Raw genomic sequence first — 22556 nt, 5'->3', positions numbered from 1 at the left:
GCCTGCCTGCGAACCCGCTCGGTGAGTTCTTCCGCTGAGCCGCCGACCATCCACCCAGCCCGACCACCAGCGGCTTCCGCCACCCCCGCACGAGCAGAAGTGGAGGGACGGGCGGTGCGCGATCAGGCGGCGGCGAGTTCGGCCTCCCGGCGGGTGAGCACCTTCGGACCGTCCTCGGTGATGGCGACGGTGTGCTCGGAGTGCGCGGTGCGGGAGCCGTCGGCGGAGCGGATCGTCCAGCCGTCCTCGTCGTAGATGATCTGGTCGGTGGTGCGCGCGAACCACGGCTCCAGCGCGAGGGTCAGCCCGGTGCGCAGCTTCAGCCCGCGCCCGGCGCGGCCCCGGTTGGCGACGTGCAGCTCCTCGTGCATGGTGCGGCCGATGCCGTGCCCGCCGAACTCGGTGTTGACCGGGTAGCCGTAGTCGCAGGCGACCGCGTAGATCGCCGCCGAGATGTCCCCGATGCGGTTGCCGGGGCGCGCGGCCTCGATCGCCGCCTCCAGCGCTTCCTCGGTGGCGCGGATGATCCGCTGGTCCTCCGCGGCGGGCGTGCCGACGATGACGGTGCGCGCCGAGTCCGCGGCCCAGCCGTCGATCTTGACCGCGAGGTCGGCGGTGAGCACGTCGCCGTCGCGCAGGGTGTAGTCGTGCGGTTTCCCGTGCAGCACCGCGTCGTTGACCGCCAGGCAGATGACGTTGCGGAACGGGCCCTTGCCGAAGGACGGCGCGTAGTCCCAGTAGCAGGATTCCGCGCCGCGCTTCTCGATCATGCCGCGCGCGTGGTGCTCCAGGTCCATCAGGTTGACGCCCACGTCGGCGATCCGGCCGATCTCGGAGAGCACTTCGGCCACGAAGCGGCCGGTCACGTGCATGCGTTCGATCTCCGCGGACGTCTTCAACTCGATCAAGGAAACCTCATCAGGGGTGGTCGGTATAGTTATACCGGGAACGCTAGCACTGGACGGTATAGTAATACCAACCCTATCCTGGTCGCATGGTCCGCCAACCGCTCACACCCCAGCAGATCGAAGCAGGCAGGCGCCTCGGGTCCCTGCTGCGCCAGGCGCGAGCCGACCGGGACCTGGTGGAGGTCGCGCAGGCGGCGGGCATCTCACCGGAGACGCTGCGCAAGATCGAGACCGGCAGGCTGCCCTCCCCCGGCTTCGGCACGATCATCTGCCTCGGCGAGGCCCTCGACCTGCCGGTGGAGGAGCTGGCCGCCACCTGGCGCGGCGCCGACCAGCCCCTCGAAGCCGCCGGCTAGCCGGCCCGGCGCCCCGGAAGAGCGCCCAACGGGACTACCCCAGCTCCAGGCGCACGTCGTAGTCGCGCAGCCAGCGATCCAGCTGGATCACGTTCTCCATGTCCCGGCGGCGGAAGTTCACGCTGTTCTCCCCCGGATCGCTCGCCAGCCGCTCCCGGGCGCGCCGCTCGTCCAGCAGCGGGCCGACCGGGGAGTCCGAGTCGTCGAGCAGATCGGCGAGTTCGCGTTGCACCGCCCGCTCGTACTCGGTGTCCTGGGTGGCCGGGTAGTGCGCCTTCTTCCGCCCGAAGATGGAGTCGGGCAGCAGGTCGCGGGTGGCGGCGCGCAGCAGGCCCTTCTCCTGCCCGCCCGCGATCTTGGCGGCCCACGGGGCGTTGAACACGTACTCGACCAGCCGGTGGTCGCAGAACGGGACGCGGACCTCGACCCCGGCGGCCATGCTCATCCGGTCGACGCGGTCCAGCAGCAGACGGCCGAACCGGCTCAGGTTGAGGTAGGTGAGCTCGCGCATCCGCGCGTCGGCGGCCGGCTCCCCGTCCAGCCGCGGCACTTCGGCCAGGGCCTCGCGGTAGCGCTCGCGGCGGTAGCCGGGCAGGTCCAGCAGCTTCCACAGCTCCGGGGACAGCAACGTGGTGTCCGCGGTGCCCTCCCCGGCGAAGGTGTGCTCGGCGTCGGCGAGCCACGGGTACGTGTCCGCATCCCGCAGCGCTTCGTCGTGGAACCAGCGGTATCCGGCGAACAGCTCGTCGGCCGCCTCCCCGGACAGCACCACCGGCGTGTGCTGCCGGACGCCGGCGAACAACCGGTGGATCGAGACGTCCATGTCGCCCATGAACAGCGGCAGGTCGTAGGCGCGCAGGCAGGTGAGCCGGTGCCCGGGATCGGCCAGTTCGTCCGGGGAGAAGGTGAGCGTGCGGTGGTCGGCACCGACGTGCCGGGCCAGCTCCTCCGCGAACGGCCGGTCCGGTGAGCCGCGGCCGACCTCGGCGGTGAAGTTCTCGGCCTGCCCGGTGAAGTCCACCGCGAACGATCGGACCGGACCGTCGCCCCGCTCGGCGAGGGCTCGTCCGGTGAGCGCGGTGATCGCGCTGGAGTCCAACCCGCCGGACAGCAGCGTGCCGCATCCGACGTCGGAGGTGAGCTGGCGCTCGACCGCTCCGCCCAGCAGCCGCCGCACGGTGGCGACGGTGGTGTCGTGGTCGTCGGTGTGCTCGCGGGCGGCCAGCTGCCAGTAGCGGCGGGTCGTGGTGCCCTCGGGGCTGATCCGCACGATCTCGGCCGGTTCGACCTCGTAGACGCCGCGGTAGCTCGCGGTGCGCGGGGTCTTGACGAAGGCCAGCAGTTCGCGCAGGCCGTCGACGTCCACCACGGGTTCGACGAGCGGGTGGGTCAGCAGCGCCTTCGGTTCGGAACCGAACAGCACCCCGCTCGGCGTCGGGTGGTAGTAGATCGGTTTGATCCCGGCGCGGTCCCGGACCAGCAGCAGGCTGCGGCGCGCCGGGTCCCAGACGGCGAGGCCGAACATGCCGTCGAGGCGTTCGGCGAAGGACTCGCCCCATTCCGCGTAGGCGTGCAGCACCACTTCGGCGTCGGTGCCGGTGCCGAAGCGGTGGCCGCGGCCGCGCAGTTCGGCGCGGAGTTCGGCGTGGTTGTAGACGGCGCCGTTGAAGCTGATCACGGCGGTGCTGCGCCCGTCCTCGTCGAGGACCATCGGCTGCCGCCCGTGCTGCGGGTCGAGCACCGCCAGCCTGCGGTGCGCCAGACCCGCGTCCGCGTCGAGCCACACGTCCCCGCCGTCGGGGCCGCGGTGGCGCAGCGCCTCGCCCATGGCGCGCACCGCGGCCCCTTCGCCGCGGAGGTCGCGGTCGAAGTCGACCCAACCGGCGATTCCGGACATCGCGTGTTCCTCTCGTTCCTGCCAGTGCGGCCGCGAAACTACTACAGTTCAGAACTGTTGCACATCACCAGAGGTGAAGACGAAAACGGCGTTCTGGTAGGAAGTGCGCATGACGGTGAGGACGTTGCAGCGCACGAGCCTGCCCGGCCAGGTCATCGCCCAGGTGCAGGACCTGATCCGCCGCGGCGAGTGGCCGGTCGGGACCAAGCTGCCCCCCGAGACGCAGCTGGCCCGCGACATGGGCGTCGGGCACAGCACCGTCCGGGAGGCGCTGCGCGCCATGGCCCACTTCGGCATGTTGGAGACCCGTCCCGGCAGCGGGACCTTCGTGCGCGCCGACAGCGATCTCGCCGCCTCGCTGTCCCGGCGGATCTCCGCGGACGCGCTGAAAGGCCTCGAAGCGCGCAACAGCCTGGAGCGCGACGCGGCCCGGCTGGCGACGCTGCGCCGCACCGACGACGACCTCGCCGCGCTGCGCGAGCACCTCCACGCGCAGCACGCCGCCTACGACGACGGCGACGCCGACCGGTACGCCGAAGCCGACGTCGAGTTCCACCGCGCGCTGGTGGCCGCCGCGCACAACAGCGTCCTCGACGAGCTCTACGCCGGGCTGACGGTGGTGCTGCGCCGCACCATCGGCAGCGCGGTCGCCGAACTGCAGCACGAGCACTCGCACCTGCACGCCTCGCACGTCGACCTCGTCGACGCGGTCGAACGCCGCGACGCGACCGCCGCGGACCGCGCGGTCGGGGAACACCTCGCCCTCGCCGAGGACCTGTTCCGCCGCTCCTGATCGGCTCCGGCGCCGGGCCCGGGACCGCCTTATGCTGCCCGCGACGGCGCCGGGCGCACCTGCACGCACCGGTGCGCAGGGACCACCGGGACGGGTGCACGTTGACGATGCCGCGCTTCTACCGGCAGCGACGCGCGCTGCTGCGGGCCCTGGACAGCGAGCCGCTGGCCGCCGCCGCGCTCGCCGCCGCCACCCTCATCGCCCTGGTGTGGGCGAACCTCGGCAGCAGCTACGACGACTTCTGGTCCATCCAGGCCGGGGTGCGGATCGGCGGGCTGGACCTGTCGATGTCCGCCTCGGACTGGGTGGACGACGCGGTCATGGCGGTGTTCTTCTTCTCCGTCGGGCTGGACGTCCGGCGCGAGTTCACCCTCGGCGAGCTGCGCGACCGCAGGCGCGCGGTGCTGCCGGTGTGCGCCGCGCTCGGCGGGCTGGTCGTGCCGGTGCTGCTGTTCCTCGCGCTCAACGCCGGATCGGCCGCCGCGCCCGCCTGGGGCGTGGTGATCTCCACCGACACCGCGTTCGCGCTGGGCATGCTGGCGCTGGTCGGCCCGCGGAAGGCACCGCGGCTGCGGGTCTTCCTGCTCACGCTCGCCGTCGTGGACGACATCGGCGCGCTCGGCGTGATCGCGCTGTTCTACACCGAGGACCTCTCCCCCGGCTGGCTCGCGGTGGCCGCCGCCGGGCTGGTGCTGATCTGGTTGCTGCAGCGCTCCCGGATCTGGCGGGTGATGCCGTACCTGGTGGTCGGGATCGGGGTGTGGCTGGCGATGCACCTGTCCGGGGTGCACCCGACGCTCGCCGGGGTGCTGATCGCGCTGCTGATGCCCGTCTACCCGACGCGGCTGGAGGACGTGGACACCGCCTCGAAGGTGGTGCACCAGTTCCGGCAGGCCCCGGCGGCCCGCGTGGCCCGGCTCGCGCGGTGGAGCATCGACCGGTCGGTGCCGATGAACCAGCGGCTCACCGACTTGTTGCAGAGCTACGTCAACTTCCTCGTCGTGCCGCTGTTCGCGCTGTCCAACGCCGGGGTCCCGCTGTCCGGGCAGGCGCTGTCGGCGGCGCTGAGCTCCCGGCTGACCTGGGGCGTGATCGCCGGGCTGGTGCTCGGGAAGGTCCTCGGCATCGCGGGCACCTCCACGCTGGTGCGGCGGCTGGTGCCGGGCACCCGCGCGCCGAGCCTCGACGTGCCGCGACTGGCCGGGGTCGGGGCGCTGTCCGGGATGGGCTTCACGATCTCGCTGCTGGTGGTGGACCTGGCGCTGCCCGACCCGGCGTTGCGGGACGAAGCGCGGGTCGGCGTGCTGCTCGCGTCCGCGCTGGCGTTCGCGCTGTCCTGGGCGGTGTTCGCCGCGGGCAACCGGCTGCGGCCGCTGCCCGCGCCCGCCGGGCGCACCCTGCAGCGCGAGGTCGACCCGGAACGCGACCACATCCGCGGGCCGGTCGACGCGCGGACCACGATCGTCGTCTACGCCGCGCTGGACCACCGCTACCGGACCCGCACCTTCGAGGTGGAGAACGAGGTCCGCCACCTGCTCGGCGACGAGTTCCGGCTGGTGTTCCGGCACCACGTCACCGCGCAGCCGGACTTCGTGCGGGCGCTGGCGATCGAGGCGGCGGGCGCGCAGGACCGGTTCTGGGAGATGCACGACGCGATCTCCGAGCAGCACGGCGAACCGGACGCCCGGCTGCTGCGCGGCATCGCGGGCGACCTCGGCCTCGACGTGGAGCGGTTCGTGCACGACGTGCGCACCTACGCCCACCTGGGCCGCATCGACGACGACAACCTCGACGCCGACGCGGCCTCGCTGCCGGACCAGGCCGTGTTCTACGTCGACGGGCACAAGCTCGAAGGCCCCGCCAACTCGTGGAACATCACCCGCACCGCCCGCCTCAGCCGATGACCCGCCCGAGAAGGCCGCGAGCCGACCCGCCCGTGTGAACCTGCCGTCTTCCGCTCAGCGGCGAAGCCGCTGAGCGACGACCACCCGAGCAACGGAACCACCCGCGGGTTCTCAGCGTTCTCCTCGCGAGGACAGCTTTTTCGCATGTGGCGGAGCCACCTGTGAAAAAGATCCCGCAGCGAGGAGAACGCTGAGGTTCCGCCACCCCACCACGACGCAGCGAGACCAGAAGGACAAGGAAAAAACTAATGACCACGCCCGTCGGGTTCACGTTGGTGCAGCTGCGCTACTTCGTCACCGCGGCCGAGCGCGGCTCGATGACCGCGGCCGCCGACGAGCTGCGCATCGCGCAGTCGGCGGTCTCCTCCGCGGTCGCCAACCTGGAGCACGAGCTGCGGCTGCAGCTGTTCATCCGGCACCGGGCCCGCGGCCTCACCCTCACCTCCGCCGGGGAACGCCTGCTGCAGCAGGCCCGCGACCTGCTGACCCGCGCCCGCGACGTCGAGGCCGAGGCGCGCGGCAGCGGCGGCTCCGTCAGCGGCCCGGTGGCGATCGGCTGCTTCGTGACGCTCGCGCCGTACTACCTGCCTGCTCTGTTCGCCTCCTGCGGCGAGCACTACCCGGACGTCGAGCTGACCGTGGTGGAGGACGAGGCCGAGCACCTGCACCAGGCGCTGCGCACCGGGCGGATCGACTTCGCGCTGACCTACGGGCTGGGCACGCCCACCGACGCCGACCTGCGGCGGGAGACGATCGACCTGGCGCCGGCGCACGTGATCGTCCCGGCCGGGCACCGGCTCGCCGACCGGGAGGCGGTGGATCTCGCGGAACTCGCGACCGATCCGATGGTGCTGCTGGACCTGCCCTACAGCCGCGACTACTTCCGCGAGGTCGTGGCGTCCTCCGGCACCGCGCCGGACGTGCGGTACCGCAGCCGGAGCTACGAGACGGTGCGCTCCCTCGTCGCGCAGGGCCTCGGGTACTCGATCCTCAACCAGCGGCCGCGGACCGCGCAGACCTACGGCGGCGGCGAGGTCGTCGCGCTCGACCTGCTCGGGGACCGCCCGCCGCTGGAAGTGACGATCACCTCGGTCGGCGGCGTGCGGCAGACCGCGCGTGCCCGCGCCGTGATGGACCTGTTGCGGGACGTGCGCTAGCCACCGGTCCGGCAACACGCCCGCAACGGCGCCGGAATCCGCCCGACATCATCTGTTCTTCAGCTCGCCCGCAGCGAAAACATCTATTGGACGAATCCCGCCGCCCGGCGTCAGTCTGGTCCGCACCGCGCCGCCCGACCAGCGCGGTCCCACCGATCCGACGCCTGGAGGCGCGCATGCCGACCTCGCACCACGGCCCCGCCCCGGAATCCGCCGCGCCGGAGGCCACGAGCGCCGCCGGGTTGCGCCGGAGCGTCGCCGCCGGCGCCGTCGGCGTCTTCGTGCACTGGTTCGACTGGGCCGCCTACGCGTACCTCGCCGACACCGTCGCCACCGTGTTCTTCCCCGCGGAGAACAGCACCACCGGGCTGCTCGCCGTGTTCGGCGTGTTCGCGGTGTCGTTCGGCATCCGCCCCATCGGTGCGGCCGTGTTCGGGCCGCTCGGCGACCGGATCGGGCGGAAGCGGACGCTGTCGCTGGTCATCTTCCTGATGTCCGGGGCGACGCTGGCGATCGGCCTGCTGCCCGGGTACGCGTCCATCGGGATCGCCGCGCCGGTGCTGCTGGTGGTGCTGCGCCTGGTGCAGGGCTTCGCGGCCGGGGGCGAGTTCGGCAGCGCGGCGAGCTTCCTCGCCGAGACCGCGCCGCGCCGCCGCCGCGGGTTCGGGGTGAGCTGGCTGGAAGTCGGTTCGCTGCTGGGGTTCCTCGCCGGGTCCTGCGCGTTCCTGCTGCTGTCGGTCGGGTTGGACGAGGGGCAGCTCACCGGGTGGGGCTGGCGCATCCCGTTCCTCATCTCCGCGCCGCTGGGCGTCATCGGCTTCATCATCCGGAACAAGATCGAGGACACCCCGGAGTACCGGGCGCTGGAGGCCGCGGACACCGTGCCGCGCAGCCCCGCGCGGGAGCTGCTGCGCACCCACCGCCGGGAACTGCTGCAGGCGGCCGGGCTGATGACGGCGATGCACGTGCCGTTCTACGTGGTGCTGACCTACCTGGTCACCTACGAGACCGATCACCTCGGGCACTCGGCGGGCAGCGCCGGGCTGCTGTCCACGGCGATCTCGCTGCTGGGGCTGGTGCTGGTGCCGCTGTTCGGCGGGCTCTCGGACCGGGTGGGGCGCAAACCGGTGTTCATCGGGGCCACCGGCGCGTTGCTGGTGCTGGCGACGCCCGCGTTCCTGCTGATGCGGACCGGGCTCGTCGGGACGTGGATCGCGGGGCTGCTGCTGGGCGCGTGCCTCGCGGCGATCCTCGGCACCTACGCGGTGTGGTCCGCGGAGATCTTTCCGACCCGCACCCGGCAGAGCGGCCTGTCCATCGGCTACAACATCACCGCCGCGCTGTTCGCGGGGACGGTGCCGTACGTGCTGACGGTGCTGATCTCCGCGACCGGCAGCACCCTGGTGCCCGGCCCCTACATGATGATCTTCGCGGTGGGCGGGCTGGTCGCGGCCCTGACGTTGCGGGAGACCGCCGGGACCGCGCTGCTGCGCGCCGAGGACCTCTCCCCCACCGCCGAACCGGACGCCGAACCCGCCCGCATCTGACGAGCAGATCCGGTGCAGCTGCAACGACTGTTGGACAGAACTCACGGCGTCTTCGAGGATTTTCCCGTGGCAGCGGGAAGAACTCGCGACTGCCGGTCGAAGGAGGTCGAGATGTCGAGCGAACGGACCGAGGTGGTGGTCGTCGGCGCCGGCCAAGCGGGCGTGGCGATGAGCGAGCACCTCGGTGCACAGGGCGTGCCGCACGTCGTCCTGGAACGGCACCGCATCGCCGAACGCTGGCGCACCGAGCGGTGGGACTCGCTGGTCGCCAACGGGCCCGCGTGGCACGACCGCTTCCCCGGCATGGAGTTCGCCGGGGTCGGCCCGGACGAGTTCGCCACCAAGGACCAGGTGGCCGACTACTTCGCCGACTACGCCGCGAAGATCGACGCGCCGATCCGCTGCGGCGTCGAGGTCACCTCGGTGCGCAAGAACGCCGGCGCCCCCGGGTTCCGGGTCGAGACCTCGGCGGGCTCGATCGACGCGCGGTTCGTGGTGGCAGCGACCGGGCCGTTCCAGCGGCCGGTGATCCCGCCCGTCGTGCCAGCCGACGCCGGGCCGGTGCAGCTGCACTCCAGCGGCTACCGGAACCCGGAGCAGCTGCCCGAGGGACCGGTCCTCGTGGTGGGGGCCGGTTCCTCGGGCGTCCAGATCGCCGACGAGCTGCGCCGCTCCGGGCGCCGGGTGCTGCTGTCCGTCGGGCCGCACGACCGGCCGCCGCGCCGGTACCGCGGCCGCGACTTCTGCTGGTGGCTGGGCGTGCTCGGCCTGTGGGACGCGGACACCCCGCCGCAGGGCGCGAAGCACGTGACCATCGCGGTCAGCGGCGCGCAGGGCGGGCGCACCGTCGACTTCCGCGCGCTGGCCCGCACCGGCATCGAGCTCGTCGGCAAGACCGAGTCCTACGTGGACGGTGCGTTGCGCTTCGCACCGGACCTGGCCGCGAACATCGAACTCGGCGACGCCCAGCACCTCGCTCTGCTGCGCGCCGCGGACGAGCACGTCGAACGCGACGGGCTGGACCTGCCCCCGGAACCGGAGGCGCACGTCCTCGGACCGCTGCCCGCCGCCGCCACCGATCCGCGCCGGGAGCTCGACCTGGCCGAGGTCGGGTCGATCGTGTGGGCCACCGGCTTCGCCGCCGACTACGGCTGGCTGCAGGTCGACGCGTTCGACGAGAACGGGCGCCCCGACCAGCGCCGGGGCGTGTCCGCGGAGCCCGGCGTCTACTTCCTCGGCCTGCCGTGGCTGTCCCGGCGCGGGTCGAGCTTCATCTGGGGCGTGTGGCACGACGCCCGCTACGTCGCCGACCACATCGCCACCCAGCGCGGCTACCTCGCGCAGCACGCCGCCGCGCTCGCCACCGACCACGAGAGCTGACCGCCGCTGCCCGCTGGTCGACGGCTCGGCCGCCGACCCCCACGCGGCAGCGGTCCAACGACACGGCGAAGGAGCCGACGATGACCCACCACCCGCCGATCGTCGCGGGCGGCCACACCCGGATCAGGCCGTTCAACACCCGCGACACCTACCCGGAGCAGGACCTGGACAACGACCTGTGCCAGGCCGTCGTCGCCGGGGACACCGTGTACGTGCGCGGGCAGATCGGCCAGGACCTCGACACCAGCGAATCGGTCGGCATCGGCGACGCCGCGGCCCAGGCCGAGCAGGCGATGGCCAACATCGCGATGCTCCTCGACGAGGCCGGGGCCCGGATGGAGCACTTGGTGAAGCTGACGATCTACCTGGTGGACCCGCGCTACCGGGAGGCGGTGTACCGCACCGTCGGCCGCTGGACCCGCGGCGTGCACCCCATCTCCACCGGGGTGGTGGTCTCCGCGCTGGCCCGGCCGGAATGGCTCGTCGAGATCGACGCGATCGCCGTGATCCCCGGAGGTGCCCGGTGACGTTCTCCGTGCTCGGCACCGACGGCCGCGGTGCCGTCGGGATCGCCGTGACCTCCTCCAGCCCCGCCGTCGCGGCCCGCTGCATCCACCTGCGCGCCGGGGTCGGCGGTGCCTCTTCGCAAAACGTGACCGATCCGCGGCTGGGCCCGGCGCTGCTGGACGCGCTGGAGTCCGGGTCCGGGGCGCAGGCCGCGCTGGACTCGGTGGTGCGCGGGCACGAGCTGGTCGAACACCGGCAGCTCACCGTGCTGGAACCGGGTGGTGGCGGTGCCGCGCACTCCGGGGCCGCGTCGCTGGGCGTGCACCGGCACCGCGTCGAGCCGGGCGTGGTGGCCGCCGGGAACATGCTGGCGGCGCCCGAGGTCGTCGACGCCGTCGCCGAGTCCTTCGCCGCATCGACGGGCGAGTTGGAGCGGCGGCTGCTCACCGCGCTCGAAGCGGGCCTGGCCGCCGGTGGCGAGGCCGGTCCGGTGCACTCGGCGGGGCTGTCCGTGGTCCGCGAGGTGTCGTGGCGCGAGACCGATCTGCGCATCGACTGGAGCGGCTCGCCGATCGCGGATCTCCGCGACCTGCTGGAGATCTGGCTGCCGCAGCGCGACGACTACGTGACCCGCGCCCTCGACCCGACCGCGGCGCCGTCCTACGGCGTGCCGGGGGACGAGCGATGAGCGGCGCGAAGCAGGCCGCCGGGGCCACCGTGGCCGCGGACGCCGACCGGCTCGTCCGGCTCTCCGAGCAGCTGCACGCCCACCCGGAGACGGCGTGGCAGGAGCACCGCTCGGCGCGCTGGGTCGCCGAATCCCTGTCCGAGGCCGGGTTCGACGTCACACCAGGCTACCTCGGGCTGGAGACCGCGTTCCTGGCGACGTTCGGCAGCGGCCCGTTCCGGCTCGGGTTGTGCGCCGAGTACGACGCGCTGCCGGGCCTCGGCCACGCCTGCGGGCACAACCTGATCGCCGCGATCACCGTCGGCGCGGCGCGGGCGCTGGCCCCGCTGGCCGATTCGGCGGGCCTGACCATCGAGGTCTACGGCACCCCGGCCGAGGAAGGCGGCGGCGGCAAGATCGAAATGCTGGAGCGCGACGCGTTCGCCGGGCTGGACCTGGCGATGATGGCGCACCCCGCGCCGGTGGACGTCGCGGAGGCGGAACCGTTCGCGGTGTCGCACTCGCACGTGTCCTACCAGGGGAAGGCGGCGCACGCCGCGGCCTACCCGGAGCAGGGCGTCAACGCGGCCGACGCGTTCACCGTCGCGCAGGTCGCCATCGGGCTGCTCCGCCAGCAGCTCCCGCACACGGTGCGGGTGCACGGCGTCCTCACCAACGGCGGCGAGGCGCCGAACGCGATCCCGGCGCGCACCGAGGGCCGCTGGTACGTGCGGGCCGAGAGCCTGGACGAGCTCGCCGAGACCGAGGAGAAGGTGCGGCGCTGCTTCGAAGCGGGCGCGCACGCCACCGGCGCCGCGCTGGAGATCGTGCCGGAGAGCAAGCCGTACGCGGAGTTCCGCACCTACCGGCCGGCCCTGGACGCCTACGTGCGCAACGCCGAACGGCTCGGCCGCCGCACCCACCCGAACCCGGTGGCACGTCGGATGAACCGCGCGTCCACCGACATGGGCAACGTCTCGCAAGTGGTCCCGGCGATCCACCCCTACGTCGGGATCGGTTCGCTGCCCGCGCTGAACCACCAGCCCGAGTTCGCCGCGCACTGCGTCGGCGGCGACGCGGAACGGGCGCTGCTGGACGCGGCGACCGCGCTGGCCTGGACGGCGCTGGACGTGGCCGGGGGCTGAGCGCCGTCCCGTTCGGCCGCGCGGCCGAACGGGACGCTCACCCGGCCCGCGTCACGCGGACCGCCGGATCAGAGCTGGTAGGCCCACAGCTCGTACACGTTCGCGGCGGCGTTGTGCCGGCACTGGTGCGGGAGTGCGGTGCCGCCACCCCCGCCGTGCGCGTCCGACCACGCCTTCTCGCAGGCGGCGGCCGTGTCGTACCACTTGCCGGTGTAGACGTAGCCCGCCGCGGCGGCGGGGGCGGCGGTGGCCAGCAGCAGTCCGAGGCCGAGCGCGGCACCGGTCGCGAGCTTCTTCACGCGTGTTCCTTCCATTGGTGGGCAGGACGGCGCGGCGGCCGGGATTCGGCTGCCTGCGCGGAATGCGGGACGGGTGCGGCGGTGTCGTCGCCCCCGGTCGCGCGACCCGATCGGCCGCGCGGAGCCCCGGCTGCCTCGCCGGGGCGACCTCCGCGCCACCAGTCGATCACACGCCGGGGCAGCACTCCGGGGGATCGCGACCGAAGGCGAGCAGTCGAGGGAAATCCCTCCCGTGCGGCGGAAATCCGCAGCTCGCCGGAGGCGACTCGACGTCGGGAACGCGTCAGGTCCCGCGTCCGGAGGCGCCCGGCTGCTAGGTTCCGCGCATCTCGACCGCGATCTCCAGGGAGCGACACGATGGCCCACCGCCTGACCGGACTCGCCAAACTCGGTGCCGCCGCCGCGATCGGCGCCACGCTGGCCGGCGGGGTCACCGCCGTCGCCTCGGAGTCGATCGGCACCGAACCGGCCAACCTCGGGCGGGCCAAGCTCGCCGTCCAGGACTACTACGGCGACCGGGTGGACTCCGACGGGAACCACCACGCCACCGAGGGCAGCGCCTGGGACCGGCAGGTCGACGAAGCGGTCGCGCACGCGGAGGGCTACCTGCGGCAGCGGCTCGCGGAGGGCGTGCCGAACCCGGCGATCGTGCTCGACGTCGACGACACCTCGGAGCTGACCTACGGCTGGGAGGCCGACAACGACTTCGGCTTCGACGAGGAGGCGCAGCGCGAGGCCATCGACGACGCCGAGTTCGAACCGATCCGGCAGACCCGGGCGCTCGCGAACTGGGCGGCGGAGCATGGCGTGCGCGTCTACTTCCTCACCGGGCGCGGCGACGACCTGCAGAAGTCCTCGCTGCGCAACCTCGCCGACGAGGGCTTCCCGGAACCGGCCGGGGCGTTCTTCAAGCCGACCACCGAGGCGCCCGAGCACCTGCCGTGCGGGCTGGACTGCAGCACCGTGGAGTACAAGTCCGCGACCCGCGCCCACATCGAATCGCTCGGCAACACGATCGTGCTGAACCTCGGCGACCAGCACAGCGACCTGCAGGGCGGTCACGCCGAAAAGCCCGTCAAACTCCCGAACCCGATGTACTACCTGCCCTGATCCGGGGGCGGACTCCAGCTGCTCGGGCTCGGCGGGTCGTGTCCGCGGCGAAGCCGCCGACCACCAGAGCAACGGGACCACCCGCGGGTTCTCAGCGGGATTCTCGCGAGGACAGCTTTTTCCCTCGTGGCGGAGCCACTCGGGAAAAAGATCCCGCAGCGAGAATCCCGCTGAGGTTCCGCCACCCCACCACTACGCAGCAGATGTAGGCGCCTCCGCGATCAAGCGGCTTGGCGCTTTTTCTCCTGCTGCTCCTTGCTCGCCTTGCGCCCGGCCTGGATCGAGACCCAGACGACCAGGGCCAGCGTGATGTAGAGCGCGTAGTCGTCGATCATCAGCACGAAGTCCACGGCGTGCTGCCCGATCCCGTAGCCGAGACCGGCGACCAGGCCCGCCATCAGCCCGGCACCGATCGCGTCGAAGATCAGGAACCGGACGAGGCCCATCCCGCTGACCCCGGCCACCGCGAACACCGCGGGCGCGGGGATGCCGGGCAGCGCCGCGGCGATGATGACCAGCGGCATCGCCCAGCTCGGCCAGGACCGGACGCGGGCCACGAACCGCTTGCCGAACTCGCCCGGCGCCCACATCTGGATGATCTTCTCGCCCCAGCGGCGTCCGGCGAGCCAGAACAGCCAGTCGAACTTGACCATGCCGAACACGCCGGCCGCCACGACCAGCCACAGGTCCAGCTCACCGATGCGGGCGAACGCGGCACCCGCGCCGATCGCGGAGAGGCTGCCGGTGACCGCGCTCAACCCCAGCGGGTGCGAGGCCAGCAGTAACGGGCGGAACGGCATCGAGCCGAGCATCAGCAGCACGACGCCGAACGTGGCGAAGACGAGGAACTTGTCGCCGCGCGACATCGGGTGCTCCCACGGCATCGCGTCGCGCCACTGCTGCTGAGCTTCGGCGAGCTCTTCCGGCGTGTAGTCCTTGCTGCGCCAGCGGAAGCGCTTCTTCGCGGCGGGCGCGGCGGCCCGGTCCTCCGCGGTCGCGCCGGTGGTAGCGGTCGTAGCGGTCGCGGCGGTCGCGGTGGCTGCGCCCGCCGCGTCGGCCGCGGCCCCGTTCGGCCCGGGCTGCGGGCCCTCGTGGTCGATGCCGGTCATGTCTCTCCCTCTGGATGGCTTGCCCCCTCGACGAGAAGAGGAGGTCGTCTGCCGTGCGGTCCCGGGTGGCCCGGACCGTCGCGAATCGGCGAACCGACCAGCGCGCCTCGTCCGGGAGCAGTGTCCAACCATGCCGCAGCGGCACGGAAAGCCTCCTGGCCCGAGGTGTGTCCGCGATCACCCCGGGCGCGGGGTGCGCGGCGTCGCCTGGGAGCATCGGCGGCGGACTACGGGAGGTTCGGACGTGGACGACGCACCCGCTCCGCTGGGAACGCGCTACCCGGTTCCCGCCGGCCAGATGCTGCTGCACCGCTCCGGTCGCGGCGGCCCGCCCGCGGTGTTCCTGGCCGGTGGCGGGATGTCCGGGCTGCACGGCCTGCGCTTGCACGAGCGGGTCGCCGAGTTCACCACGAGCGTGCTGGTGGATCGCCTCGGCCTCGGCTGGAGCGATCCGGTGGAGCTGCCGCGCAGCGGCACCCGCGTCACCGACGACCTGCGCGCGCTGCTGCAGGTGGCGGACGTGCCGGGGCCGCGCGTGCTGGTAGGGCATTCGCTGGGCGGGCTCTACGCGCGGTTGTACGCGAAGCGGTTCCCGGACGAGGTGGCCGGGCTGGTGCTGCTCGACCCGACGCACGAGGAGATCGTGCAGCGCCTGCCCGCCGAGGCCGCGCAACGGCTCCTGGCGTGGACCACCGATGTCGAGCTGCCCGCCGACGGGTTGCCGGCGATGCGGGACGCGTACCGGGCCGCGGTCGGCCGGGCGCTCGCCGACTGGCCCGCGGAGGTCCGGGAACCACTGCTGGCACGGGGGTTCAGCCCGGCCGCGCACCTGCGGTCGCTGCGCGAATCGATGAACCTGCCGAAGCTGTTCCAGGAGGTCCGCGACGCCGGTCCCGACCCGGACCTGCCGCTGGTGCTCGTCTCGGCGATGGGGTCCGACGCGTTCGCCGCGGAGCTCTCCCCGCCGGAGGCCCGCGCCGGTGCCGCCGCGGCCGCCCGCGCCAAGCACGAGCTCTACGCCGACTTCATCGCCACGCTCCCCCGCGCCGAGCTCCGCCGCCTGGACGACGTCGGCCACTCCGGTCTCGTCTGGTCCCGGCCGGACGTCGCGGCCCGGGCGGTCCGCGACGTCCTGGCGAGCTGATCCGCCGATGAACGGCCAGCACGCACGCGACCCGGCCACCCGCGGGTTCTCAGCGGCCCCGAGAAGACGGCGAGGCCCCTCGTGGCGGACTCGGGACATCGATCCAGCAGCGAGGGAGCGCCGAGGTTCCGCCACCTCACCCGCCAGGCAGAACGAGCTCTCAGCGACCCAGCACCGCCTCGATCATTCCTACTAGTTGTTCCGCTGCTTCGGTGGTGTCGTAGTCGGGGGTGTGCAGGCGTTCGGTGAGGATGGCGTCGATGGCGCCGCCGAGGGCGATGGCGGCGGTGCGGGCGTCGACGGGGGCGGCGCGGGCGCGGGCGGCGGCGTCGACGATGCCGGCGAGCGGGGCCCAGCGCTCGCGGGGAGTGCGCTCGGCGCCGCCTGTGCCATCGGCTTCGATGATCAGCCGCACGTGTCGCGGGTGGTCCCGCAGGTGGCCGAGGGTCGCTCGGACGTAGGCGGCCGGTCCGTCGGCGGCGCCCGCGGTGTCGACGGCGGTGGTGACCGCGCGGTCGAGTGCGGCCAGCACGGTCTCGTGCGCGGCCCGCACCAGGGCGTCCTTCGCGGTGAAGTGGTAGAGCACGGCGGCTTTGGTGATGCCGGCGGCCGCCGCGATGCCGGCCAGGGAGGTGCCCTGGTGGCCGTTCGCCGCGATGAGGTCGATCGTCACGTCGATCAGCTGCTCGCGCCGGATCCGCTCGGTCGGGGTCGGTTCGCGGTCCGGGTCCCGCTTGGTCACCACGCCGCGAAGGTTACCGTCCGGCCCCGCCCGCTCCACCGTCCGGTTAGGACGGTGCGGTCATTCCTGCCCTGCTGCGGCGAAGAAGTCGACCACGGCGTGCGGCGCGTCGGGTCCGAACATGAGCTCGTGGGCCACGGCGCCGTCGGTCGCCGCTTCGGCGCTGCGGGTGAACATCGCCCGCTCGTGCTCGGCGAGCGCGGTCTCGACGTCGCCGGGGTGCGCGGCGAGGGCGGCGCCGAGCTCGGCTCCGTCGAGCATCGCCAGGTTCGCGCCCTCCCCGTTGGGGACGGTGAGGTGCGCGGCGTCGCCGAGCAGCGTCACGCCGGGCACCCGCTCCCACCGGTGCCCCACCGGCAGTTCGTGCAGCGGCCGCAGCACGGGCGCGGTGTCGGATTCGGTGATGAGCGCGGTGAGTTCCGGTGCCCAGCCGGGGAATTCGGCGGCGATGCGCGCGGTGGCCGCGGCGGCGTCGGTGAAGTCGACGGCGGCGAACCAGTCGCGGGGGTGCTCCAGCGCCACGTAGGTGTGCAGGGTGTCGCCCCGCTCCCGGTGGGCCTGGATGCCCTTGCCGGGCGCGAGCGCCAGCATCGCGCCACCGCCGACGGCTTTGGCGGCCGCCGGGTACCGGGTGTCGGCGTCGTGCAGGTAGGTCTCGACGAAGGACCTGCCGGTGTAGCGGGGTTCGGCGCCGGACAGCAGCGGGCGCACCTTCGACCAGGCGCCGTCCGCGCCGACCAGCAGGTCCGCGAGGTGCACCGCGCCGTCGGCGAACACCACCTCGTGGCGGCCGTCGCCGCGGGGGCGGACGGCGGCGACCTTGCGGCCCCAGCGGACGGTGCCGTCCGGCAGCGAGTCGAGCAGCAGCCGCCGCAGCTCGCCGCGTTGCACCTCGGGCCGCCCGCCGGTGCCGTCGTCGGGTTCGTCGAGCAGCACCCCGCCGTCCCGGTCGAGCAGCCGCATCGCCTGGCGCCCCTCCAGCACGAGGTCCTGGAACCGGTCCAGCAGCCCGGCGGCGTCGAGGGCGGGCTGGCCGTTGTGGTCGTGGATGTCGAGCATGCCGCCCTGCGGCCGGGAGTCCGGGGACGGTTCGGCTTCGAAGACGACGGCGGGGATGTCGTGGACGTGCAGCACGCGGGCGAGCACGAGGCCGCCGAGTCCTGCTCCGATGATCGTGACGGGGTGGCGCATGGGTGGTTCCTCCGGGACAATGGAATGCCATTCCAATATGGAACAGCGCTCCAGATGTGTCAAGATGGCGGCATGGCCACACGGGAACAGCGGTCGCAGCGGCGCACCGACGGGCTCACCAGGGAACGCATCGTCGAGACCGCCGTCGCGCTCCTCGACTCCGCCGGTGCGCGCGGGCTCACGTTCAAGGCCCTCACCGAACGCCTCGCCACCGGGCCCGGCGCGATCTACTGGCACGTGCCGAACAAGGACGCGCTGCTCGCCGCCGCCACCGAGGCCGTCATCAGCACCGCCCTCGCCGCGGGCACCACCGCGGCCGTGCCGCGGGAGCAGGTCCGGGAGGTCGCGCTCGGCCTGTTCGACGCGATCGACGAGCACCCGTGGCTCGCCGCGCAGCTGACCGCGGAGCTCTCCCGCAACCCGCGCGGCGCCGTCACGCCGCGGATCTACGACAGCTTCGGCAGGCGAGTGCGCGCGCTCGGCGTCCCCGAATCCGGCTGGTTCACCGCCACCTCGGCGCTGGTGCACTACGTGCTCGGCGCGGCCGGGCAGAACGCGGCGAACGCGGTGGCCGCCGATCACGAGGTGGACCGGGACGAATTCCTCGACTCGGTGTCGAACGCTTGGGAGGCGCTGGATCCGGACGACTTCCCGTTCGCGCGGGCCGTCGCCGACCAGCTGCGCGGCCACGACGACCGGCGGCAGTTCCTCGACGGCCTGGACTTCGTCCTCACCGGCATCGCCGCCGGTCGCTGACGCGGGAGAACAGCTCGTGCGGGAAGGCGGCGACCTGCGGCGTCGGGTGCGGGTCGGACCGCCACCGCGCGGTGCTCGACCTCCGCGCAGTCGCCCTGGAGCGGGTCGCCGCCGCGCCGTGCCCGCCCGAACCGGATGCGGGCCGCCAGCCCACCGGTGGCCGCGCTCCGGTTTGCCGGAGGCCGCCCGGTGGGAAGCCTGGGCCACGACCAGACCCGGGCGAAGGAGTGCGCCATGTCGCGATCGCTGTGGTGGGACACCGCGCGGCGGCCCGAACCCCACCCGCCGCTGCCGGGCGACCGGCGGTTCGACGTCGCCGTGCTCGGCGGGGGCATCACCGGCTTGACGACGGCGTTGCTGCTGCGGCGGGCGGGCGTCCGGGTCGCGGTGCTCGAAGCGGACCGGGCCGGTTCCGGCGCGACCGGGTCCAGCACCGCGAAGGTGACCGCGCTGCAGTCCACGACGTGCTCCACGATCCGCGCGCACCGCGGTGCCGACGCGGCCGCCGCCTACGCCGCGGTCTGCGCCGACGCCGTCGAGCTGGTCGCCGAACTCGCGTCCGCCGAGGGGATCGACTGCGAGCTGCGCAGGCGTCCCGCGTGCACCTACGCGACGAGCGCGGCCGAAGCCGACGAGGTGCGGGCGGAGGCCGACGCCGCCCGGAACGCCGGGCTGCCGGTGGAACTCGCGGACTCCGCCGAGCTGCCGTTCGCCACCGACGCCGCGGTGCGACTGGCCGACCAGGTCGAGTTCCAGCCGGTCGACTACCTCGCCGGCCTGGCCCGCGCGGTGCACGGCGACGGGTCCGCGGTGTTCGAGGGCACCCGGGTGCTCGACGTGCACCAGGGCTCGCCGTGCGAGGTCGTCACCTCCGGCGGCGTCGTGCGCGCGGACCGGGTGGTCGTGGCGACGCACTTCCCGATCCTGGACCGCGGGCTGTACTTCGCGCGGTTGGAGGCGGAGCGCTCGTACTGCGTGGCCGCCCGCGTCGGTGCGCACGCGCCGCTGCCGCTGGCGATCAACGCCCGGTCGCCGAAGCGGTCGCTGCGGTCGGTCGGCGACCTGGTCGTGGTGTGCGGGGAGAGCCACCCCACCGGCGCGCACGACGGGCACCCGCCGTACGCGGCGCTCGAGGAGTTCGCCCGCCGCCACTGGCCGGTCGACGAGATCACCCACCGCTGGTCCGCGCAGGACCCGACCGCCTACGACCACTTCCCCCTGTGCGGCCCGTACCTGCCCGGCTCGACGCGGATGTTCGTCGCCACCGGGTTCATGAAGTGGGGGTTGTGCGGCGGCACGGCGGCCGCCGCGATGCTGACTGATCGCATCGTGCGGGACCACACCCGGCCGGAGGCGGAGTTCTTCGCACCGCAACGGGTGTCGCCCCGCTCGGCGGGGCGGTTGGCGAAGATGAACCTGAAGGTCGGCGCGGACTTCGTCGGCGACCGGCTCACCGCGGGCCAGGTCGGCTCGGCCGATGAGGTCGCGCCCGGCACCGCCCGGGTCGTCCGGGAGGGCACCGACCTGACCGGGGTGTACCGCGACGAGGACGGCGCGGCGCACGCCGTGTCGCTGCGGTGCACGCACCTGGGCTGCCTGCTGCGGTTCAACGACGACGAGCGGAGCTGGGACTGCCCGTGCCACGGTTCGCGGTTCGACGTGGACGGCGCGGTGCTGGAAGGTCCCGCCGTGCACCCGCTGCCCGCGAAAGCGCCGCACCGCTGACCGCGCGGCGCGACGAGCTCGATCTCCGAGGAGGTTCCGGTGCACCACCACCTGTTCCGCGGCGTCCTGGCCGGAGCGGCCGGGACGACCGCCCTGAACACGGCCACCTACCTGGACATGGCGGTGCGCGCCCGGCCGGGCAGCACCAGCCCGGAGCGGACCGTGCAGGAGGCCGAGCACCGCTTGGGCGCGCTGCCCGGTGGTGAGTCGGCGGTGCACAACCGCCGCTCCGGGCTCGGTGCGCTGCTGGGCATCGGCGCCGGCCTGGGGGTGGGCGCCGCCTACGGCTGCGTCCGGACCGGACTGCCGCGCGCCCCGCTGCCGCTGCTGGCGGTCGCAGCGGGTCTCGCGGCCAACGCGGCGAGCACGGCGCCGATGACGGCGCTCGGGGTGACGGACCCGCGCGGGTGGACCGCGCAGAGCTGGGCGATGGACCTGGTCCCGCACCTCGCCTACGGCGTCGTCACCGCCCTCACCTTCGAGGCGTTCCGCTAGGCCGCCGCCGGTCCCCCGATGCCGAGGAGCTCGGCCGCGTTGCCGGAGCAGAACCGGCGCCGGTCCGCCTCGTCGGCGAACTCGCCGAGGAAGCGCGCGATCTCGGCGGCGGTGGGCCGTTGGAACGGGTGGTCGGTGGAGAACAGCAGCCTGTCCGCCGCGGTCACCGCCAGCACGTGCCGCAGCAGCGCCGGTTCGAGCATCCCCGAGCAGGTGAGGTGCACGTGCGAGCGGACGTACTCGGAGACGGTCCGCGGCAGTCCCGCCGCCGCGGACAGGGAATCGGCCCGGCTCAGCCAGAACGGCAGCAGCTCGCCCCAGTGCCCGAGCACGAGCCGCAGCCCGGGGAACCGGTCGAAGGTGCCGCGCAGCACCAGCCGCAGCGCCGCGGTCCCCGCGTCGACGTGCCAGCCCCAGCCGTAGGTCGCCAGTCCCAGTCCGACCGCGTCCCCCAACCCCGAGCAGGCGGCCTCGCGCACGTCGCGCGCGGGCGGGCCGGGATGCAGGAACAGCGGCAGCCCGAGCTCTTCGGCGGTGGCGAACAGCTCGTCGTGGCGCGGGTCGTCGAGCGGCACGTCGGCGGCGCGGCCGTGCACCACCGCACCGACCAGGCCGAGCCGCGCGGCGCGGCGCAGTTCCTCGGCCGCCGCCGCGGGAGCGACCACCGGCAGCGTCGCGAAGGCGCGGAACCGGGTCGGGTGCCTGCGCACGGCCTCGGCGGCGGCGTCGTTCGCGTCGCGGCACAGCGGGACGGCTTCGGCCGCGGGCAGCGCGCCGGTGCCGGGCGGGTTCGCCGGGGACAGCACCTGCACGTCGACGCCCTGCGCGTCCATGTCGGCGATCCGCGCGTCCCCGAGATCGTCCAGGCGCGCCGCGAGGTCGCCGTGCTCGCTCAACACCAGCGCGTCGTCGCGCAGGCCGGCGGGCCGCGCGCGCAGTGCGGCCGTCGCGGCGGGCAGGTCCCAGTGCTCCTCGACCGCGATCACGGTCTGCTCGCCGATCACCACGGCACCGCTTCGCCGAACCGGTCCAGGTAGGCGATGCCCGGTTCGCCGAGCCTGGACAGCAGCACGTCCACCAGCAGCGGCGCGCTCTCCTCCACCGTGTAGCGGGCGTCCGGGCCGCCGAGCGCGGTGCGGATCCAGCCGGGCGCCAGCAGCAGGAACGACCGCCGCGCGGCCGAGTCCCTGGCGGCGAGGCAGCGCACGAACATGTTCAGGGCGGCCTTGCTCCCCCGGTACAGCTCGCGGGATCCGGTGCCGGCGTTCGCGATGCTGCCCTGCCCGGAGGACATCGCCCCGAGGAGCCCTTCCGGGGTCACGAGGTCGGCGAGCGCGTCGAGCACCCGCACCGGGCCGAGGGCGTTGGTCACCATCACGTCGACGAAGGCGGTGGTGCCGACCTCGCCGATCGGGGTGCGCACGTCGTTCGTGGTGCCCGCGTTGACGAACAGCACGTCGAGCCGCGTCCCGGCGAGCCGCTCGCGCAGGGCGGGCAGCCGCTCGGGTTCGGTGACGTCGAGCCGTTCGACCCGCACCCGCCCGCCGGAGTGCTCGGCGAGCTCGTGCAGCGGGGTGCGGGTGGTGGTGTCCCGGACGGTGCCGATGACGTGCCACCCCCGTTCGTGCAGTTCGGCGGCCATCGCGTGCCCGAGGCCGCGGGAGGCGCCTGCGATGAGCGCGGTCGGTCCGTTCGTTCCTGGAGTCATGCCCCGAGCCTGCTCC

At 73.5% G+C, this 22556-nt stretch carries 22 protein-coding genes; 14 read left to right on the top strand and 8 right to left on the bottom strand.

Annotated features, from left to right (window positions below):
• Window positions 1-122 precede the first annotated feature (122 nt).
• Window positions 123-908 carry a type I methionyl aminopeptidase gene (gene map, locus H1226_RS10760; RefSeq protein WP_224961546.1) on the bottom strand — a complete coding sequence of 262 codons (786 nt, stop codon included), beginning with the start codon at window positions 906-908 and terminating at the stop codon, window positions 123-125.
• A gap of 86 nt (window positions 909-994) precedes the next feature.
• Here map and H1226_RS10755 point away from each other — a divergent pair, with 86 nt between their 5' ends.
• Window positions 995-1264 (top strand): helix-turn-helix transcriptional regulator, encoded by a 270-nt coding sequence (locus H1226_RS10755; protein ID WP_224961544.1) that lies wholly within the window; start codon window positions 995-997, stop codon window positions 1262-1264.
• A gap of 34 nt (window positions 1265-1298) precedes the next feature.
• Here H1226_RS10755 and asnB read toward each other — a convergent pair whose 3' ends face one another.
• The gene (asnB, locus tag H1226_RS10750) at window positions 1299-3161 is read right to left on the bottom strand and encodes an asparagine synthase (glutamine-hydrolyzing) (RefSeq protein WP_258348859.1); all 1863 of its coding nucleotides are present in this window, start codon (window positions 3159-3161) and stop codon (window positions 1299-1301) included.
• Window positions 3162-3270: 109 nt separating this feature from the next.
• Here asnB and H1226_RS10745 point away from each other — a divergent pair, with 109 nt between their 5' ends.
• The 8 genes from H1226_RS10745 to H1226_RS10710 all read left to right on the top strand — a co-directional run bounded on the left by H1226_RS10745 (window position 3271) and on the right by H1226_RS10710 (window position 12261).
• On the top strand, window positions 3271-3954 hold the full coding sequence (locus H1226_RS10745; RefSeq protein ID WP_258348858.1) for a FadR/GntR family transcriptional regulator: 684 nt from the start codon (window positions 3271-3273) through the stop codon (window positions 3952-3954).
• A 71-nt stretch (window positions 3955-4025) separates the two neighbouring features.
• Window positions 4026-5858 (top strand): Na+/H+ antiporter NhaA, encoded by a 1833-nt coding sequence (gene nhaA, locus H1226_RS10740; protein WP_258348857.1) that lies wholly within the window; start codon window positions 4026-4028, stop codon window positions 5856-5858.
• A gap of 248 nt (window positions 5859-6106) precedes the next feature.
• Entirely contained in the window at window positions 6107-7015 is a 909-nt protein-coding gene (locus H1226_RS10735) for a LysR family transcriptional regulator (protein ID WP_224962774.1), read from the top strand.
• Between the two features lie 176 nt (window positions 7016-7191).
• Window positions 7192-8562, top strand: a complete 1371-nt coding sequence (locus tag H1226_RS10730; RefSeq protein WP_258348856.1) for an MFS transporter — start codon at window positions 7192-7194, stop codon at window positions 8560-8562.
• 111 nt (window positions 8563-8673) lie between these two features.
• Complete coding sequence (locus H1226_RS10725; protein WP_258348855.1) at window positions 8674-9942, top strand: flavin-containing monooxygenase; 1269 nt, start codon at window positions 8674-8676, stop codon at window positions 9940-9942.
• Between the two features lie 80 nt (window positions 9943-10022).
• Window positions 10023-10469, top strand: a complete 447-nt coding sequence (locus H1226_RS10720) for a RidA family protein (protein WP_258348854.1) — start codon at window positions 10023-10025, stop codon at window positions 10467-10469.
• Window positions 10466-11137: a DUF1028 domain-containing protein gene (locus tag H1226_RS10715; RefSeq protein ID WP_258348853.1), complete on the top strand. Its 672-nt coding sequence runs from the start codon at window positions 10466-10468 to the stop codon at window positions 11135-11137. The genes H1226_RS10720 and H1226_RS10715 overlap by 4 nt, the downstream gene beginning before the upstream one ends.
• Window positions 11134-12261, top strand: coding sequence for a M20 family metallopeptidase (locus H1226_RS10710; RefSeq protein WP_258348851.1), 1128 nt, complete (start codon window positions 11134-11136; stop codon window positions 12259-12261). Before H1226_RS10715 ends, H1226_RS10710 begins: the two co-directional genes overlap by 4 nt.
• Before the next feature lie 68 nt (window positions 12262-12329).
• On the opposite strand, the gene H1226_RS10705 is transcribed toward H1226_RS10710, so the two are convergent.
• On the bottom strand, window positions 12330-12560 hold the full coding sequence (locus H1226_RS10705) for a hypothetical protein (protein ID WP_258348849.1): 231 nt from the start codon (window positions 12558-12560) through the stop codon (window positions 12330-12332).
• Between the two features lie 357 nt (window positions 12561-12917).
• On the opposite strand from H1226_RS10705, the gene H1226_RS10700 reads away from it, so the two are divergent.
• Window positions 12918-13670 carry an HAD family acid phosphatase gene (locus H1226_RS10700; protein WP_258348846.1) on the top strand — a complete coding sequence of 251 codons (753 nt, stop codon included), beginning with the start codon at window positions 12918-12920 and terminating at the stop codon, window positions 13668-13670.
• 221 nt (window positions 13671-13891) lie between these two features.
• On the opposite strand, the gene H1226_RS10695 is transcribed toward H1226_RS10700, so the two are convergent.
• Window positions 13892-14779 carry a DedA family protein gene (locus H1226_RS10695; protein ID WP_258348844.1) on the bottom strand — a complete coding sequence of 296 codons (888 nt, stop codon included), beginning with the start codon at window positions 14777-14779 and terminating at the stop codon, window positions 13892-13894.
• Window positions 14780-15023: 244 nt separating this feature from the next.
• Here H1226_RS10695 and H1226_RS10690 point away from each other — a divergent pair, with 244 nt between their 5' ends.
• The gene (locus H1226_RS10690; protein WP_258348843.1) at window positions 15024-15923 is read left to right on the top strand and encodes an alpha/beta fold hydrolase; all 900 of its coding nucleotides are present in this window, start codon (window positions 15024-15026) and stop codon (window positions 15921-15923) included.
• Window positions 15924-16083: 160 nt separating this feature from the next.
• Here H1226_RS10690 and H1226_RS10685 read toward each other — a convergent pair whose 3' ends face one another.
• Window positions 16084-16668 (bottom strand): TetR/AcrR family transcriptional regulator, encoded by a 585-nt coding sequence (locus H1226_RS10685; protein ID WP_258348842.1) that lies wholly within the window; start codon window positions 16666-16668, stop codon window positions 16084-16086.
• Window positions 16669-16725: 57 nt separating this feature from the next.
• A complete protein-coding gene (locus H1226_RS10680; protein ID WP_258348841.1) occupies window positions 16726-17856 on the bottom strand; it encodes an FAD-dependent oxidoreductase in 1131 nt (376 codons plus the stop codon).
• A gap of 72 nt (window positions 17857-17928) precedes the next feature.
• Between H1226_RS10680 and H1226_RS10675 the strand changes: the two genes are divergently transcribed.
• From H1226_RS10675 to H1226_RS10665, 3 genes are all read left to right on the top strand, one after another.
• Complete coding sequence (locus tag H1226_RS10675) at window positions 17929-18612, top strand: TetR/AcrR family transcriptional regulator (RefSeq protein WP_258348840.1); 684 nt, start codon at window positions 17929-17931, stop codon at window positions 18610-18612.
• Between the two features lie 234 nt (window positions 18613-18846).
• Window positions 18847-20337, top strand: coding sequence for an FAD-dependent oxidoreductase (locus tag H1226_RS10670; protein ID WP_258348837.1), 1491 nt, complete (start codon window positions 18847-18849; stop codon window positions 20335-20337).
• Window positions 20338-20376: 39 nt separating this feature from the next.
• A complete protein-coding gene (locus H1226_RS10665; protein ID WP_258348836.1) occupies window positions 20377-20832 on the top strand; it encodes a hypothetical protein in 456 nt (151 codons plus the stop codon).
• Here H1226_RS10665 and H1226_RS10660 read toward each other — a convergent pair.
• Both H1226_RS10660 and H1226_RS10655 read right to left on the bottom strand, forming a co-directional pair.
• Entirely contained in the window at window positions 20829-21836 is a 1008-nt protein-coding gene (locus tag H1226_RS10660; protein ID WP_258348835.1) for an amidohydrolase family protein, read from the bottom strand. The genes H1226_RS10665 and H1226_RS10660 overlap by 4 nt on opposite strands.
• A complete protein-coding gene (locus H1226_RS10655) occupies window positions 21833-22540 on the bottom strand; it encodes an SDR family oxidoreductase (protein ID WP_258348834.1) in 708 nt (235 codons plus the stop codon). The genes H1226_RS10660 and H1226_RS10655 overlap by 4 nt, the downstream gene beginning before the upstream one ends.
• Window positions 22541-22556 lie beyond the last annotated feature (16 nt).

Source organism: Saccharopolyspora gregorii (genome assembly GCF_024734405.1).
GTDB classification, from domain to species: Bacteria; Actinomycetota; Actinomycetes; order Mycobacteriales; family Pseudonocardiaceae; genus Saccharopolyspora_C; species Saccharopolyspora_C gregorii.
This window is presented reverse-complemented; position numbering and strand designations above follow the sequence as displayed.